The sequence below is a fragment of the Mycobacterium sp. RTGN6 genome (genome assembly GCF_033804605.1).
Taxonomy (GTDB): Bacteria; Actinomycetota; Actinomycetes; order Mycobacteriales; family Mycobacteriaceae; genus Mycobacterium.
Genome location: NZ_JAPZKZ010000009.1, coordinates 45211 through 61041, shown reverse-complemented (window position 1 = coordinate 61041; position 15831 = coordinate 45211). Strand labels below are relative to the sequence as shown.

Sequence of the window (15831 nt, the reverse complement as noted above, 5' to 3'; positions counted from 1 at the left end):
ACGCGCATTCCGTTCGTACTGGGCTGAACAATGGAAGGAATTGGTTTCGTGGACTTCGGAATGATTCTGCGCAACGCTGCGCGAACGCACCCCGACTCGGTAGCAGTGTCCTGTGAGGAACGCGAGCAGACCTATGCAGAACTGTATGGCCGTGCCCGTCAACTCGCGCAGGGCCTTCACTTCCTAGGGCTAAGACCCGGTGACCGTGTTGCGACGCTCGGACCCAACAACTTTCACACCGCGGAGCAGATCGCGGGACTTGCGTTGGGTGGATTCGTCCGGGCCAGCTTGTATGGACACGAGTCAGCCGAAGTGAATGCGTATCTGATCGGTCACGTTGGCGCGCGGGTGCTCATCGTCCACGCCGAATCCTATGCATCGCTGTCACACGCACTCGATGACATCGACTGTCTCGAGCACGTCATCGTCTACGGCGGAACTGACCCAGTGCAGTCGACGCTCGTCTACGAGAACTGGCTGCCAGCCCAACCGGCCTCCGACCCGATGTTGGTCCAGTCCCCCGATGACATCCACGTCATCCGCTTCTCCGCCGGTACGACGGGTCGCCCGAAGGGCATCGTGCACACCGTGGGCGGTTGGCTGGCGATCGGCGATCAATACCGTTGGGTCACCCCAATGCTCGACGATCGCGACGTCTATCTCGCGGTAGGTCAGCTGACGCACGCCGCGATCGTGTTCTTCTGGCCCATATTGCAAGTCGGCGGGCGCGTGGTGATCATGCCCGCGTTCGAGCCCGGCCTTACCTTGGAGATCATCGAACAGCAGAGAGTCTCAGTGACACTTGCAGTTCCGACGATGATTCAGGCGCTCGTCGACCATCCCGACGTGGCGAAGCGAGACCTATCGTCACTGCGGTGCCTGAACTATGCGGCATCCCCCATCGCACCCGCCACCCTCGACCGAGCGGTTGAAGTGTTCGGTGACGCCTTGTTCCACATGTACGCGCAGAGCGAGGTAGTGCCCATCACCATGCTCCTGCCGCATCAGCATGCAGCGACCGGCACGGACGGCGAGCGCAGCCGAGCCCGATCGGTGGGCAGGCCCACGCCAAACACTCAAGTCACCATCGTCGATGACGATGGAAATGCGCTGCCGCGCGGCGAGATCGGCGAGATCGCAGCGCATTCGCCGAGTGCAATGCTCGGGTTGTGGAACGACCCGGAAGGAACGGCCAGCCGGTTTCTACCAGACGGCAGCGTGCTCACCCGCGACGTCGGCTTCCTCGACGACGCGGGCTTCCTGTTCGTCGTCGATCGCAAGGACGACATGATCATCTCGGGTGGCTTCAACATCTGGCCGGCACAGCTCGAGCAGGCGTTGTTGCAGCATCCAGCCGTTGCCGAGGTGAGCGTGGTCGCAGCACCGCACGACCGGTGGGGTGAAACTCCGATCGCTGTAGTGGTTCTCGTCGCCGACGGCCTCGCCACCGCCGACGAGCTCATCGAGGTGTCCCGTCAAGCCGTGGGATCGGTCAAGAAGGTCACGCGCGTCGACTTCGTCGACGCGCTACCGAAGTCGGCTCTCGGCAAGGTGCTTCGCCGCAGTCTTCGGGCCCGCTACTGGGCGACAGATGACGCGGTTCAGGTCGGCGGCGCGTGATCGCCGCCGATCCCAGCGTCGCTCAGCGCGCGACGAAGGTCCTGCGGTGCCATCCCGTACTCGGCCTTGAACGCTCGCGCGAAATGACTCGCGTTCTTGAATCCCCAGCGGCGCGAAACATCGATGATCGCGTCCGGCGCGGAGATGAGCGCCTCGCGGCTACGCGCCAGCCGATGCCGCCGGACGTAGTCGCTCACCGATTCGCCGGTGGCTGCGAACATCGCGTGAAGTGTCCGCACCGAGATCGCGTTGGCTTCAGCGATTCTCGACGGCGTCAACTCGGGATCGTGCAGAGACCGTTCGATATATCGACGAACCTGGGGCAGCAAGGCGACACGTAGCGGTGTCGAGTCGAGCGGCGGACTGTCGGTTGCAGTGATCAGTTGGACCAATTCCAAGGTGGCCGTGGCAGCAATGCTCACCGCCGCAGCGGGCAACGTCGCGAGTTCGCGCACCAACAGGCTCATGTAGTCGCCGAGCAATCGCGCCATCGGCGACCGAGCCGGGAGCTTGTCCGGTAGCGGGCCACGCAACGATACGAGTGGCTTCGGGACGACCAGGGTGACGGTGTGGATGCGACTGGGGATGTGGCACGTGCCGGGCAGGGCCGCGTCGACGATGAAGATGTCACCGGGTTCCAGGGTCGCCTGGCGGCCATCCTGTCCGACGACTTCCTGGCCGGCCGTGACCAAGGTGACGACCAGCAGGTCCGACTTGGCTCCGTCGGGCGGGTGGGTCTGCCCCGAAAACACGTCCGGCACATCGCAGTCGAGTATCGACAGACCATCGAACTGGGCACGCCGGACGATGCACGGCGAACGGCGGATCCGTTCGACGGGCTGCTCGTCGACCGAGTAGGGCACCATGGTTTCCGACATGACGGTCTGCATGCGCTTGCTCGCGCCCAGCGTGTCGGCGTCGATTACCCACCGATCGAAAACCGCGGCGCTCATGATTGCAGTCCAGGTTCGGCCAACTGCAGGCGGTACGCGTCGACGATCGGAACCAACTCGTTGGGGGTGGCACCGTGGAGGATGACGCCATCCGCGCCAAGGTCGAGCTGGCCGTGAACCGCCGCGGCGCACTGCTCAGGTGTCCCAGTGGCTGACGGAGCCAACCATTCGTCGGGCAGCAGGGTGGCGATGTGCTCGAGTTGATCGACCGTGGTATGGGGACTGTCGATGACGGTCAATCCGCCCTGGTGGAAACTCTGCACCACTGCGTCGGCCCGGAACCGTTGCAGCACTTGGGGATCCCAAGCGTTCGTCCGCACCATCAAGTCGCCATATGCCTGAAGGTAGGTAGCGAGTCGGCCAACCGTCTTTCGCAGCCGCAGCTCCTCGGTCAGATGATCCCCAATGGTTGCGAAACACGACCACACCTTGACCTGCGCCGGGTCACGACCCGCCTGCTCGGCCGCGCGTTTGACCGTGCGCACGCAGCGCGCGAGCGTCTCATCGGTGAAGAAGGTGTGCAGCACGATCTGGTCGAACGCCCGGCCACCGAGCGCCAGCGAGTCCGGCCCGAACGCCACCAGCCCCAGCGGAATGTCCGCTGCAAATTCCTTGCCGAGCCTCAGCGCGGGATACCGCCCAATCGGCCCGTCATGTCCAACGATGGTCTCGCCTCGGAACAGTCGCCGCATGACTCCGGCGAAGTCCTCCATCTGCGCGGTCGTAACGGGAGCCATTCCGAAGGCGTCCTGCAGTACCCGGACGCCGCGGCCGATGCCAAGAGTGAAACGACCACCCGTGAGGCGGTGCATGGTCAACGCGTAGGAGGCCGAGAGGATTGGGTGGCGGGTGTTGTGGTTGGTGGCGCCCGTCGCGATGCCGATGCGCTCGGAGACGGCAGCCGCTGCTCCGCAGAGTGTGGCGGCTTCCTTCGTGTTGAAGCGCTCCGAGATGAAGGTGTGCCCCAAACCCATCGCCTCGGCCTGGCGCACTTCATCGATCAGTTCGCGTGGCCGGTCCGGCTGCCCTCCGAGTGTGTAGAAGCCCAACTCGGACAACTCCGTGGTGGTGCTCACTCCGAGACTCCTTCGTCCAGTTCGGGCCATCGGCCATGCTGATGCTCGTTGTTCCACACCTCGACGATCCGACCGTCGACAACGCGGAACACTTCGATGGATGCGATGGCGTCGTTGACTCCCCCGGGCAAGCACATCTCGGCCTGGTAGACGATGGCGCAGAATTCGCCGTCGACGACGGTGTGCACAAGCGTGAACTCGACGTGCTCGACTGTGCTCCAAAGCTTTTCAACCCGCGAAATCGCTTCTTCCCGGCTGAGTACGTCCCGCCCAGCGGGCCCGTGACGGATGACCTGTTCGCCCAGGAGTTCCTGCCCTAGCTCGAACCGGCGGTGGTTCCAGAGTTCCAGGTTGTACCGCTCGACGACGTTCCGCGTGATACTCACGCCACCCCCTGTCGTGCGCCGCGCCGCCGCAAGTCCCGCGCGGCAAGCGCGCTGAGGGTGCGGGGAGCGTCGACGAGATAGGAACTCAGCCCGAGGCGTCGCGGTAGACGCACCGACAGACGTTCATGCTCGATCGCGGCGAGCGTGTGCTTGGTGATCTCCTGTGGCGTGATGAGTCTGCTCAGATGCAGGCGGTAAAGGCGATGCACCAGCGCCGAGAAGGTCGGGTCCGTGCGTCCCTTGTCCATCAAGCCGGTGTCGGCGACCTCGCCGATCTCGACCTTCGTGAAGCCCACCGGAGTGTGCCTGAGCTCCTCGGCGAGGTTGACGGTGTGGTGAGTGATGAACGCCTTCGTCGCGGCGTAGGTGGCCAAGTTCGGCGGGCAGATCACACCCGCGAACGACGACACGTTCACGATGTGCCCCCGCCCGCGAGCGATCATCCGTGGTATCGCCTGGCGCTGAAGCTCGGCGACGGCGACGACATTGAGCGCAACGATGAACTCAAGGGTGTCGGCGTCCATCTCGGCGAACGGCCCAATCTTCTCGTCCCCTGCGTTGTTCACGACGATGTCGACCGGCCCGTCCGCCTCGACTCGGTCGAGAAGCTCGCGGAGCTCCGCCCTGTTGGTGAGATCCGTGGGATATGCCCGGCCACCGATCTGCTCGGCGAGAGCGCGTAACGAATCGGCACCGCGAGCGACGAGTGCGACCTCGGCGCCAGCGGCGCGAAAGCCCCGGGCGAGCTCGGCACCGATGCCGCGGCTCGCCCCGGTGATGAGCACTCGGGAGCCGGCAATCCTCATGATCCGCTCCGGCCTGGCCGTTGGCCGTCTCCGGTGGTCCAAGCAGAAGCGGCGAACCGCAGTGACGTGAGCACGGTCACTACTTTACTTGTTTGTGTCCAAACAAACAAGTAGCATCAGTGTTCATGACCGCTTCATCGCAGACCATCCCGACGACCGTGGACGCGCTCACCGCCGACTGGCTGACCGTTGCGCTTCGAGACTCCGCCACCATCGACGCGGCGACGTCCGTCCGAGCGGTACGCGCCGAACGGATCGCCGAAGGAGTGGGCTTCTTGTCCTACGTCTACCGACTTCACCTCGATCTCGATGGGCCCGGGCCATCGACGCTGGTGGCCAAACTTCCGACCGATACCGCCTATCGTCTGCTTGCCGAAGAGACTGGGGCGTACGGCCGTGAGGTGCGTTTCTATGCCGACGTCGCACCCACTGCGCCGTTGACGGCCCCTCGGGCGCACGTCGCACGACAGACGGAGGGGACGACTGATTTCGTGCTGCTCCTCGACGACCTCGGCGCACTCGACGCGGCTGATCACTTGGACGGACTGACCTTCGAGCGGGTCGAGCGGGTCATCGACGCCTTCGCGGAATTTCACGCCTGGGCGTGGAACCTGCGTCCCGATGCGACGCGCGCGTCGGTGTTCCCTGCGCTTGCCGATCCCGTGACGGTCGGGCTCTACACGATGGGTGTGGCAGCTGGCTGGTCCACACATCAGATTCATGGAAGGGCTTGTGCCCCCGAGGGACTCGCGGAATTCATGGCGGACTTCCCTCGGCATCTCCCCCGCCTGCTCGCCGGGGTGAGCGATCCGCCAACGCTGCTCAACGGTGATCTACGGGCGGACAACCTGTTCTTCGATGCTGATGACAAGCCGGTGGTGGTCGACTTTCAACTCGTGATGCGGGGCGCCGGGATCTGGGACGTCGCCTACCTCGTCGGGCAGGGCATGACGCCGGCCGAGCGGGATGGTCGCGAGAAACAGCTCGTGCAGCGTTACGTCGATGCCCTTGTCGCGCACGGCGTGCACGGCTACTCCTTCGCGGAAGCCTGGCCACAGTTCCGGGCCGCGGCCTTGGCCCAGATCACCTTCCCGCTCTCGGCAATGTTGTCGTGGGACACCCTCACCGACCGCGCGCGCGAACTGCTGCACGCGCTGATGGAGCGGGCGTTCGCCATCATCGAGGACACCGGCGCGCTCTCCGTCACCGACGGGTAGTGCGCGCCTATCGTGTTCTGGTGACCGATAAGCCGCGCCGCACACAGCGAGAACGCGTCGGGGAGTCATCGCGCCGGCTGGCCGAAGCCGCGATCGCGCTGATCGCCGAGCAAGGCTATGCCGCGACCACCGCGCAGGAGATCGGGCTGCGCGCCGGCTACAGCCGCGACATGGTCCGCGTGCGGTTCGGCACCAAGGAGGCATTGGTCGATACGATCCTCACCTCCCAGTACGAGAGCCGACTCGACACCCCGGATGACCCCAGCGAATCCGGGCTCGACCGCGTGCTCGGCCGAATCGCCAGGATGCGTCGCTTCGCCGAGGAAGACGGCCAGCTGCTTCGAGCCATGCTCGTACTGAATTTCGAAGCAGCCCAAGCCGACAATCAGCTGCGCACACGCATCCGGCAATGGCTCGATCAGTTCCTCGGCGGGATCGTCGAGGCAGTCCGAGCCGGTCAGTCCGACGCGAGCATTGCCCCTGAACTCGACGCCGATACCGAGACCCGGGAGATCCTCTCGACCGCCATCGGTTACGCCTACTGGTGGATCGTCGAGCCCGGCTTCGACCTGCCCGCTGAACTCACCCGATGGACGGAACGCCTTGAAGCACGCCTGCGCTCACCGACCGGTTCCGTGGAAGCGATCTGATGCCTCTGCGCGGACGCCGGTGAGTATCAGCCTGACAGATTCACGGAAGCTCCGCGAAGACGCCAGCGCCTTCGAATCAGCCTGCGGGGCACCACTGGAGTGACGCGTCGCGCGGACCTCCCTGATGGCGTCGCTGATGGTGACGTTGGCCAGCGCAAGACAGCACTCGGCCGCGGTATCTTGTGAAATGCCTTCCTGAACTGTGGCTTTGATGAGGGCGTGAACATAGTCGCCAAGGATCAGCACGTCGTCATCGGTCATCAGATCGGTGAGGTGGGGATGAGCACACAACGTCCCATGCAGTCCAAGACACCAGTTCGACGCGGTCGACTCCCATGAGCCGCATTCACGGAAGTTCAGATTCAGCTTGGCCAAGTGGAGTTCGACGACGTTACGAATCAGATTGTCGCGGTTGCCGATCCGCTTGTATAGAGTCCGTGTCGAGATCTTGAGGTCCGCGGCGAGACGTCGCACGGTCACCGCCCGTGCACCCTCCGCATCAAGGAGCCCGAGCGTGTGCTCGTAGATGGTCTCCGCCGAGATCGACGGTTGAGGACCGCGTCGCGTTCCATCGCTGGGAGCGCGGCGCCCACGCCCATCCGCTTGTCGTGTGGCCAACGAAGTCATGACAGCCGCGAATCTGTCGAACTCGGCTTCGATGTCCACCGGCGTCGCAACGCCATCGGCCAGCGTCGTCACATCGGGCCCAGCAGCACGCTGACCTCGCCAGCGGGAATCTCAACCTGAATACCGATGCCCACGCGTCATCCCCTCGTCGATCATGCTTTCATTCGGTGGTTCTGCCAGACACAGCCGCCGGCGCAGAAATCGGCGGTGGCAGCGAGTCCGGCGCCGGTGCGGTGGGATCGGCCGGGGGAAGCTGCTTGGTCAAATCGACGTCGCCATCCAGATCGGGCGCGATGGGCAAGAACCCGCACAGGAACGACATCGCCAGCGGGCACGGATCATCTGCCGGCGTGGCGTTGAGCGCGTCCAACGGCACCACCAAGTACTCGATGCTCTCACCCCGCGCCTCCGCTGCCGTCCATAGGCACATCCCCGATAACGCGACGAGCGCGACGCGTAACACGTTGATGCCAAGCTTCATTGGTGAATCCTTGGGGTGCGAAGAACGCGAACCATGCTCATGGCGCTAGGTGACACCGCGGACTAGACGGGCGGGTACGCGGGAGGTGGGTAGACCCCCCGCAACGCCCACGGGAACCAGTTGAAGAAGTACTCGAGCTCGTCGCTCGCGTCGTAGTCGGGGTTGGGATCCATGTGCGAACTCCAATCGTTGGGCGGGTGTTGGTCGGCAAAGGGGTCACTGTCCCTTCGGTGGCAGCAACATGTCCCGCCAGGATTGGTGTTGGTCGGCATCGCGCGCCAGGTTGGCCTGGGTGTAGGTCTTGCCGTCGGGACCGATGTAGGTGCCGGTGGCGGGGTCATACTCGGCTACCGCGAGCGGCGCAGGCGGTAATGCGGTGGAACCTGGTGTGCCCGGCGGCAATTGCGGGATGGCCTGGCCGGACAGAGTGGCGTTCGAATCGCCCTTCCAGTTGTACCCGTCGTTGAGCGGGACGTAGTTCTCGTCGCTTTCGCACATCGCCGCACTCGGGGCGCGCTTGCCGGGTTTGGTTTCACACGGGATGTTGCGGGCGCCACGGACGTTGAACGGCGCGTCCTGGGGCACCCTGCAGTACACGTTGCCGGGCGGGCGCGGCGGGTAGTCCACGTCGGTGGGCACGCGCTGCTGCTGGGGTGGCAGGAATCCGGTAGTGCAGGCCGGCGGCAGATTGAGGTTCAGATTGAAGCTGAGGTATCCACCCTTGTAGGCCTGCTTGGTGTTTCGGTTGGCCAGCCCGGCACCTTGGAGGATCGCGATGCCCGGTGGCAGAAGGACGAGGAGTTGCTCGAGATCGTTTCGGTAGGTGATGCCGACTTGGTCCAGACTGGCCAGATTGGCCATCAGGATCGGCAGCGACGGCTGTAGCCGGTCCAGTAGCGCCCGTGTCTCGTCGGCCGCTGCAGGACCATCGTCGAGCACCCGCGACGCGGCGGGGTCCTGAGTCTTGAGTTCTCGGGTAACCGTCGCGATGTTCGCTGCCCAGGCCGCAATGGATCCTGCGGTCTCGGTCTGCGAATCCAGCACCGGCTGGGACTGGTCGGTCAGGGTGATCAACGAGTCGAGGTTCTTGCGGGCGTCGATCGCCAGCGAAGTCGACCCCTTCACCAATCGGGACAGCTCGGGGCCCAGGCCGCCGACGGCCGTGTACCCCTCGTCGATGACGGTCTTGAGGTTGTCGTGCGGGATCGCCTGAATGCCCCGATTCGTGGCCGCCAGTAGCGAGTTGATGTCGGGGGGAACCGATGCTCGGTCGACCGGGATGACGTCGCCGTTCTTCAGCATCGGACCGTTCCCGCTGCGGGGGCGCAGTGCCACGAACTGTTCACCGACCGCGGTCTGGCTGTGCACTTCGGCATCCAGGTCGGCGGGGATGGCCACCCCCGAGTTCAGCGACAGCACCGCCTCGACCCCGCTGTCGGTGAGCCCGACGCTTTCGACGCGGCCGACTTCGGTGCCGCGGTAGGTGACGTTGCCGGAGGAATACAGACCGGCAGCGGTCGGCAGCTGCAAGGTAACGCGGTAATGCCCAGCACCGAACAGGTAGTTCGGCAGCTGCATGTAGTGGAACGCCATCACCGACACCGCGACCAGGGTGCCGACGGTGAAGATCGCCATCTGCGAGACGACTCGCCTTGGCAGATGCATGCTAGGACCCCTGATCGAAGGTGTAGGGCACGACCAACGGATTCGCCACGGTGTAGGGGCTGGGGAGTTGCCCGATGGTCCGTCCCCATTGCAGTTCGAGCTCGGTGAGGTCGCCCTCCCACCGGGTTCCGGTGAAGAACGACGAGTCGATCCGGCTCAAGGTGAGGTCGATGACCGCGGTGAGGTTGGCGTAGTCGCCGCGATTCCACTTGGTGAGCGTGTCCTTCGGGAACGGGTAGGTCGGCAGCACACCCAGCGCCTTGGTCAACGCGGGCCCGGCGTCGGCCAACGATTTCAGCACCGGACCGACGTCGGTGAGCTCTTGGACGAGCGCCCCCTTGGTCTGGTTGATCGTATCGGCGGTCAGCGCGGAGAACTTGCCCAGCTGCGTGATCGCGTCGGAGATGGTCTTGCGTTGGTCATTGAGGACCGCCAGCGCATCCGGAATCGTCTTGAGCGCCTTGTCGACGACCGGTTTCTGCGCGGCGATCTGACCGACGAGGTTGTTGAGACTGTCTGCGGCGGCGATGATGTCGTCTTTTTGGTCATTGAGGTAGCCGACGTATTTGTCGAGCTGCACGATCAGGCTGCGCAGGTCGCCGGCGCGGCCGGCGAACGCCGTGCTGAGCGCTTCGGTGATGTCCTGCACTTGGCCCACCCCGCCGCCGTTGAGGACCAGCGAGATCGCCGCCAGGGTCTGCTCGGTGCTCGGGTAGGTGCCGGCGGCCGCCAGCGGGATCAGCGATCCGTCCTGCAATTTGCCCTGCGGCGGTGCGTCGGTCGGTGGGGCCAGCTCGACGTGCAGCGAGCCGAACAGGCTCGTCTGGCCCAGCTTCACCGTCGAGTTGGCCGGCAGGTCGACGTCGCGGTCGAGCGTCATGGTCAGCAGTGCGTGCCAGCCCTGCATCTCGACCTTGGTGACGTTGCCGACCGTCACGTCGTTCACCCGGACACGTGAATTGGGTTGCAAATTGGTCACATTGGGGAGCTGGGCCTGAATCGTGAAGGAACCAGGCCCGCCGCCGGCGGTGCCGGGTAGCGGCAGAGTGTTCAGGCCGTGCCAGCCGCACCCGGACAGCCCGGCCACCACGACCAGGGCGAGTACGACGGCGATCATGCCGCGCAGCTCCCGAAGTCGCAGTCCTCGAATCGTCATTGGCCACCTCCTGGCGGAACCATCAATCCGGGCAGACCTTCGGCCGGGTCGGTCGCCGCGGCCTGCTCCGCCGGCAAGGGCGCCTCAGCGGCGAGCGGCGTCGGTGATCCTTCGGGCGCCGGCGGCGCATCGGCGGCCGCAGGCGGTTGCGGCGGAATGTAATCCGGACGCATCCAGTCTTCGCTGAAGGTCAGCTCGTTGGGCCGAGCGGTGGTCCCTACGAGCGGGTTGAGCCCCAGCGGGAGGAAGTTGTACTGGCGGTTCTTGATGATCGGCGCCAGGTACTGCACGCACAACTTCGCTGATTGCTCCGCGCCCATCCGTGACGCGGCCTGAATCGCGCCGCACAGGAACGTGATCGGATTCTGAAAGTTGTTGACTGACAACGCGCCGGTCAACGTGCCCTGGGCGGGCTGGTAGATGTTGAGGAAGTTCTGCAGCGTGCTCGGGGCGACGTGCAGGACCTCCTTGATGTCGGGGATGCTGTCCTTGAGCGCCGCCGATACCGATGCGAGCTTGTCCGACGTGGTGCCCAACGATTCCCGATTCTCGTTGACGAAGCTGCTCAGTTCCCCTGTCAGGTCGCCGAGGTCACGTACGGCGTTGGCGACCTCGTTGGGATCGTTGGCGACCAGATGCGTGACGTTGGCCAGATTCTGGTTGAGCTGGGCCAGCAGGTCCGAGGAGCCGTGCAATGCCGACACCAGGATCGACAGGTTCTTCAGCGTGGTGAACAGATCGTTGCTGTGGTCGCCGAGTGCCGAGATCGCCTGGGAGAGTTTGATGATGGAGTCGCGAATGGTCGCGCCCTGGCCGCGCAGGTTGTCCGCGGTGGTGTTGACCAACGCGCCGAGCGGGCTCACCCCACCCGGCTCGGTGGGTTGTAGCGCGTCGTTGAGTTTCTGGAGCTGGTTGCGGAAGTCGTCGAATTCCATTGGAACGGCGGTGCGGTCCTGTCCGATGACGGTGTTGTCGGCCATCACCGGCCCACTCGTGTAGGCAGGCGTCAGTTGGATCGCCCGCGACGTCACCAGGGTGGGCGACAGAATCACGGCCTTTGCGTCCGCGGGCACCTTGTACTGGTCGTCGAGCCAGAAGCTGATCTTCACCCGCTGCGGCTCGGGCTCGATCTTGTCGATCCCGCCGACCGGCACGCCGACGATGCGCACCTCGTCGCCCACGAAGATCCCGTTGCTGTTGTCGAAGTAGGCGACCAGGTGGGTGCGACCGACTACGCCGCTACTCCGGGTCGCCACCACGATTCCGGCGATCAACGCCAACGCCAAGGCGGCGGCAATGACGATCCGGCCGTTGCGTGTTCTCACTGGCCCGCCTCCGTGGGTGCAGGTCCAGGCGGTACCTCACCTGGGGCCGGTTCGAAGACCGGGCTGGGCGTCGGGGCAGGCGGGACGATCGCCGGTGGACCTGGCGGCGGGCCGCCAGGCGGCGGGGCCGGGAGGGGCTCGCGGTATGGGTAGCAGCCGGTCGGACCGGGCAACGGCAATCCGGGCGGTCCGCAACCCGGGTCACCCGGGTTGCCGGTAATCGCGTCGGGCAGTGTGAGATTCGGCTCGCCGCCTTGGCCGGTGCGCGGGTATGGCACGGGCAGTGGGGGCGTCCCCGGCTGGCCGATCTGCGGATCGACGCGCTGCGAGGGCAGCAGCGTGTTGGGGTCCAGTCCGAGGTCGGAGAACGCCGCGTCGACGAACGGCTGCACGAATTGGCCGGGCAACAAGTTGGCCAGGTAGGCCTTGAAGAAGGGTCCCGAACCGACCGACTCCCCTAGCGACGTGGCGTAGTCCCGCAACCCCTTGAGCGCCTCCTGGATCTTGGCCTTGCGGTTGTCGACGATCGCCAGCACGCCGTTCAACCGGTCGAGTGCGGGTTTCAGCGTCGTGCGGTTGTCGGCGATCAGGCCCCTCAACTGCTGCGCCAGTACCGAGAAGCTGCCGGAAAGTTGGTCAAGCGCGCTGCTTTGACTTTCCAGCTGGATCAACAGTGCGTTGGTGTTGGTGATCAGGCTGACGACCTCGTCGCTGCGTTGCGCCAGAATCCCGGTCGCCTTGTTGGCGTTGCTCAACAGCGATCGCAGCTCGGCGTCGCGTTCGTTGAGGGTCTGGGAGAACCGCGCCACGCCCGCCACGGCAGCCTGCAGCTGCGGCGGGGTGTCGGCGAAGGTTTGTGCCAGTACCGACAGCGAACTGGAAAGCTGGTCGGTATTCAGCCCGCTGATGGTCGCCGACAGATCGCCGAGGGCGTCGGGCAGCTGATACGGCGAGGTAGTCCGCTCCAGCGGGATGATGCCGTCCTGCTGGCCGTCGCCGCGCGGGGTCACCTCCAGGACCTTGGATCCGAGTAGCGCCTTGGTCTTGATCGCGGCCTCGGAGCGGTCTCCGACGCGGATGTCGTCAGCGACGTCGAATGTCACCAGAGCATGCGAATCATGCAGCTCGATGCTGCTGACCTCACCGACCCGGAAGCCCGCAACCTGCACCGCCGCACCGGTTTTCAGACCGCCTGCGTCGGCGAAGTACGCCGAGTACGTCGTTCCCCTAGAGAAGAACGGCAGGCTCTTGAATTGCAGCGCGCCGACGACGAGGGCGGACAGTACGACGGCGCCGATCAGGCCGAGCACGACCGGGTTTCGTTCGGAGAACGGCTTCACTTCGGCGTGCACCTCCCCGAGTCCTGACCGGCCATCTTGACGTACACCGGCTGACCGCCCTTTCCATTGAGCTTGAGCACCAGGTCGCAGATGTAGAAGCTGAAGTAGTCCCCGGTCAACGCCTGACGTCCGAGCACGCGGTACGCATCCGGCAAGGTGTTGAGCAAGTCGTCGAAGTACTCGTGGTCGGCCAGCACGGTGGAGGCCACCCGATCGGTTTCTGCCACGGTGGTTTTCAGGGGAGGACGGGCGGCGACGAGCAGGTCGCCGACCGACGCGGCGGCGGCGTTGGCGTAGGCCAGCCCGGTGCTGATGTCCTTCTTGCGGCTCTCCAGTCCGGCTATCAGTGAGGACAACGAGTCGACGGCCTTGGCGAACTGGTCGCCCTGCCCGGCCAGGGAGCCGAGGACCGTGTTCAGGTTGACGACGACCTGACCGATCAGCTGATCGCGGTCGGCCAGGGTGCTGGTCAGTGCCGCGGTCTGGGTCAAGAACGATCCGATGGAGTCACCCTGGCCCTGGAAGGCCGAGATCAGTTCGCCTGACAGCGCATTGACCTGATCGGGGTCCAGCGCGTGAAACAGCGGTCGGAAGCCGCCGATGAGCGCATCGAGGTCCAATGCCGGGGCGGTCCGATCCAATCCGATGGTGCTGCCCGCGTTGAGCCGCCTGGTCCCGCCCGCGCCTTCCAGCAGTTCCAGATACCGCCCGCCGATCAAGTTGTCGTAGCGGATGGCGGCCTTGCTGCCCTCGGTCAGCACTACCGCGTCATTGGCACTGAACTCGACCGACGCGGTGTCATCGGCGTTGACGGAGATGTGGGTGACCTTGCCGACTTCGACACCGGCGACCCGCACGAAGTTGCCGTTCTCCAGCCCGCTCACGTTACTGAAGACGGCCGTATAGGTCGTGCCCTTGTCGAAGCGGAACTGGGCGTAGACCGCCAACAGCGCGAACATCCCCAGCAGGCACACCACCACGAAGACGATCAGTCGCGCGACGGCGCCCGACAAGTTATCTCTCACGGTGTCCTCTCCTGTCGTGGGGGTGCGAGCTGCGGTTCGGTCACGGCGACGGTGCCGCAGGCACGGGCACCGGCGTAGCCGGCGGATTGGGCTGGAGCTCTGCCGGATTGGGCACCACGAAGGGTTCGGAACCGATCGGCGGCGGGCCGGGTTCACGCGGTGACATCGGGGCGGGCGCTGGCGGTTCGCCCGGGTAGAGCGGGGTGCCGTCGGGGGCGTACATCGGCGCTCCGTAGGGCGGTGCACCCGGATACGGAATCGGGCCGGGTGCCGCGCCCCTGTCCTGGCCTCGAAGCGTTGGCGGTTGGGGTATCCCGCGGGTAACGGGGAACAGGTCGGTGTAGAACGGGCGCCCGATACCCGGGTTGGGCCGCCAGTCGATTCCGGTGCCCCACCCGGTGTCGGTGACCAGCGCGCGGACCGGGAAGTTCTTCGCCACGTCGGGCAGCGACCCGCAGCTCGGCTTGCCGCCGGTCCCGCCCTTGGCCGCGACGATCGGCAGGTTGTCTGGGTAGCGGTACTGGTCCTTGCCGAACAGCAGCGCGGCGTCGACGATCAGCGACTTGCCGTTGCCGCCACCGGTGATCTCGGGGTACCCGGTGTCGAGCAGCGTCTTGGCGCCCAACAGCAGACATGTGTATTCCGGGTTGTACTTCGCCAACAGTGCCGTCGTCGGCGCGAGGTCGTTGATGGCCGCGACGAAGTCAGCCTGGTTGGGCGCCAACAGATTCACGCCACTGTTGGAGAAGCCCATCACGTTGAGCAGCAAGGAATCCAGCTGTTTGGACTGCCTGGTGATGGTGTCGCTGGTGGTGCTGGCCGCATCGAGGGTGGCCAGAATGTTCTGCGCCGCAGCACTATACGCGTCTGCGAACCCCTTCAGTGAGCGGAAGTCGGCGCGGATGGTCTCCGAGCGCGGGTTCAGCTCCAACAGCACTTGGTTCAAATCGGTCGTGGCCTCACCGATCCGCTGACCCTGGCCGCGCACGCCTTCGGCCAGCGCGGACAGGATCGCGTTCAGCTTCGCGGGATCGACCTGCTCGAGAAGACCCACCAGGTTCTCGAAGACCGTGTTCACTTCGGTGCTGACGTTTTCCGACGTCAGCACCGCGCCGGCCTGCAGCCGCTTTGGGCTCGGGTCGCTCGGGTACGTCAGCTCCACGTACTTCGCGCCGAAGATCGTGGTGGCCTCGATGCGGGCCCCCACGTTGGCCGGGATGAACTTCGCCTGATCGCGAAAGATGTTCAACTTCAGGGTAATCGGGTCCTTGCCGCCAGTGACCGCGCCGACCTCGCCGACCTGCACACCCCGCAACTTGACCTTGGCGCCCACCTCCATCACCAGCCCAGCCCGATCGGAGTTCAGAGTCACCGGCGTGAACGTGGTGAACGTCTTGTTGAACGCACCCATGGTGGCGTAGACGAACACGATGACCGCCAACACCATCGCCAGCGCCCACCATCCCCTGCGGTCGCGGCTCTCGCGCCCTCGATTGGCCATCGC

General features: G+C 65.2%; 15 protein-coding genes and 1 pseudogene. 3 read left to right on the top strand and 13 right to left on the bottom strand.

Translation table 11 applies throughout. The features are described 5' to 3' along the window. Nucleotides 1-48 precede the first annotated feature (48 nt). On the top strand, nucleotides 49-1620 hold the full coding sequence (locus SLQ33_RS21880) for a class I adenylate-forming enzyme family protein (protein ID WP_319455984.1): 1572 nt from the start codon (nucleotides 49-51) through the stop codon (nucleotides 1618-1620). Here the strand turns inward: SLQ33_RS21880 and SLQ33_RS21875 are convergent. From SLQ33_RS21875 to SLQ33_RS21860, 4 genes are read right to left on the bottom strand one after another with little or no spacing between them, the layout of a single operon-like run. Next, nucleotides 1602-2573, bottom strand: coding sequence for a helix-turn-helix domain-containing protein (locus SLQ33_RS21875; RefSeq protein ID WP_319455983.1), 972 nt, complete (start codon nucleotides 2571-2573; stop codon nucleotides 1602-1604). The genes SLQ33_RS21880 and SLQ33_RS21875 overlap by 19 nt on opposite strands. Then, complete coding sequence (locus tag SLQ33_RS21870; protein ID WP_319455982.1) at nucleotides 2570-3649, bottom strand: TIGR03857 family LLM class F420-dependent oxidoreductase; 1080 nt, start codon at nucleotides 3647-3649, stop codon at nucleotides 2570-2572. The genes SLQ33_RS21875 and SLQ33_RS21870 overlap by 4 nt, the downstream gene beginning before the upstream one ends. Beyond that, nucleotides 3646-4035 (bottom strand): nuclear transport factor 2 family protein, encoded by a 390-nt coding sequence (locus tag SLQ33_RS21865; RefSeq protein WP_319455981.1) that lies wholly within the window; start codon nucleotides 4033-4035, stop codon nucleotides 3646-3648. The genes SLQ33_RS21870 and SLQ33_RS21865 overlap by 4 nt, the downstream gene beginning before the upstream one ends. Then, nucleotides 4032-4841 carry an SDR family NAD(P)-dependent oxidoreductase gene (locus SLQ33_RS21860; RefSeq protein WP_319455980.1) on the bottom strand — a complete coding sequence of 270 codons (810 nt, stop codon included), beginning with the start codon at nucleotides 4839-4841 and terminating at the stop codon, nucleotides 4032-4034. The genes SLQ33_RS21865 and SLQ33_RS21860 overlap by 4 nt, the downstream gene beginning before the upstream one ends. Nucleotides 4842-4966: 125 nt before the next feature. Here SLQ33_RS21860 and SLQ33_RS21855 point away from each other — a divergent pair, with 125 nt between their 5' ends. Both SLQ33_RS21855 and SLQ33_RS21850 read left to right on the top strand, forming a co-directional pair. Beyond that, nucleotides 4967-6058 (top strand): phosphotransferase, encoded by a 1092-nt coding sequence (locus SLQ33_RS21855; RefSeq protein WP_319455979.1) that lies wholly within the window; start codon nucleotides 4967-4969, stop codon nucleotides 6056-6058. 20 nt (nucleotides 6059-6078) lie between these two features. Then, nucleotides 6079-6708 carry a TetR/AcrR family transcriptional regulator gene (locus SLQ33_RS21850; RefSeq protein WP_319455978.1) on the top strand — a complete coding sequence of 210 codons (630 nt, stop codon included), beginning with the start codon at nucleotides 6079-6081 and terminating at the stop codon, nucleotides 6706-6708. Here the strand turns inward: SLQ33_RS21850 and SLQ33_RS21845 are convergent. The 9 genes and pseudogenes from SLQ33_RS21845 to SLQ33_RS21805 form a co-directional block, all read right to left on the bottom strand. Further along, nucleotides 6679-7407: a hypothetical protein gene (locus SLQ33_RS21845; protein ID WP_319455977.1), complete on the bottom strand. Its 729-nt coding sequence runs from the start codon at nucleotides 7405-7407 to the stop codon at nucleotides 6679-6681. The genes SLQ33_RS21850 and SLQ33_RS21845 overlap by 30 nt on opposite strands. Nucleotides 7408-7495: 88 nt before the next feature. Continuing rightward, a complete protein-coding gene (locus SLQ33_RS21840; RefSeq protein WP_319455976.1) occupies nucleotides 7496-7816 on the bottom strand; it encodes a fibronectin-binding protein in 321 nt (106 codons plus the stop codon). 62 nt (nucleotides 7817-7878) lie between these two features. Further along, nucleotides 7879-7989 (bottom strand): annotated as a pseudogene (locus SLQ33_RS21835) (CAP domain-containing protein); the annotation flags it as partial. A gap of 43 nt (nucleotides 7990-8032) precedes the next feature. Next, nucleotides 8033-9481, bottom strand: coding sequence for an MlaD family protein (locus SLQ33_RS21830; protein ID WP_319455975.1), 1449 nt, complete (start codon nucleotides 9479-9481; stop codon nucleotides 8033-8035). A 1-nt stretch (nucleotide 9482) separates the two neighbouring features. Beyond that, entirely contained in the window at nucleotides 9483-10598 is a 1116-nt protein-coding gene (locus SLQ33_RS21825; protein ID WP_413467703.1) for a virulence factor Mce family protein, read from the bottom strand. 35 nt (nucleotides 10599-10633) lie between these two features. Then, nucleotides 10634-11962, bottom strand: a complete 1329-nt coding sequence (locus tag SLQ33_RS21820; RefSeq protein WP_319455973.1) for an MCE family protein — start codon at nucleotides 11960-11962, stop codon at nucleotides 10634-10636. Next, nucleotides 11959-13302, bottom strand: a complete 1344-nt coding sequence (locus SLQ33_RS21815; RefSeq protein WP_319456238.1) for an MCE family protein — start codon at nucleotides 13300-13302, stop codon at nucleotides 11959-11961. The genes SLQ33_RS21820 and SLQ33_RS21815 overlap by 4 nt, the downstream gene beginning before the upstream one ends. Next, nucleotides 13299-14327 (bottom strand): MCE family protein, encoded by a 1029-nt coding sequence (locus tag SLQ33_RS21810; protein WP_319455972.1) that lies wholly within the window; start codon nucleotides 14325-14327, stop codon nucleotides 13299-13301. Before SLQ33_RS21810 ends, SLQ33_RS21815 begins: the two co-directional genes overlap by 4 nt. 40 nt (nucleotides 14328-14367) lie before the next feature. Beyond that, nucleotides 14368-15828 (bottom strand): MCE family protein, encoded by a 1461-nt coding sequence (locus tag SLQ33_RS21805; protein ID WP_319455971.1) that lies wholly within the window; start codon nucleotides 15826-15828, stop codon nucleotides 14368-14370. Nucleotides 15829-15831: the final 3 nt, after the last annotated feature.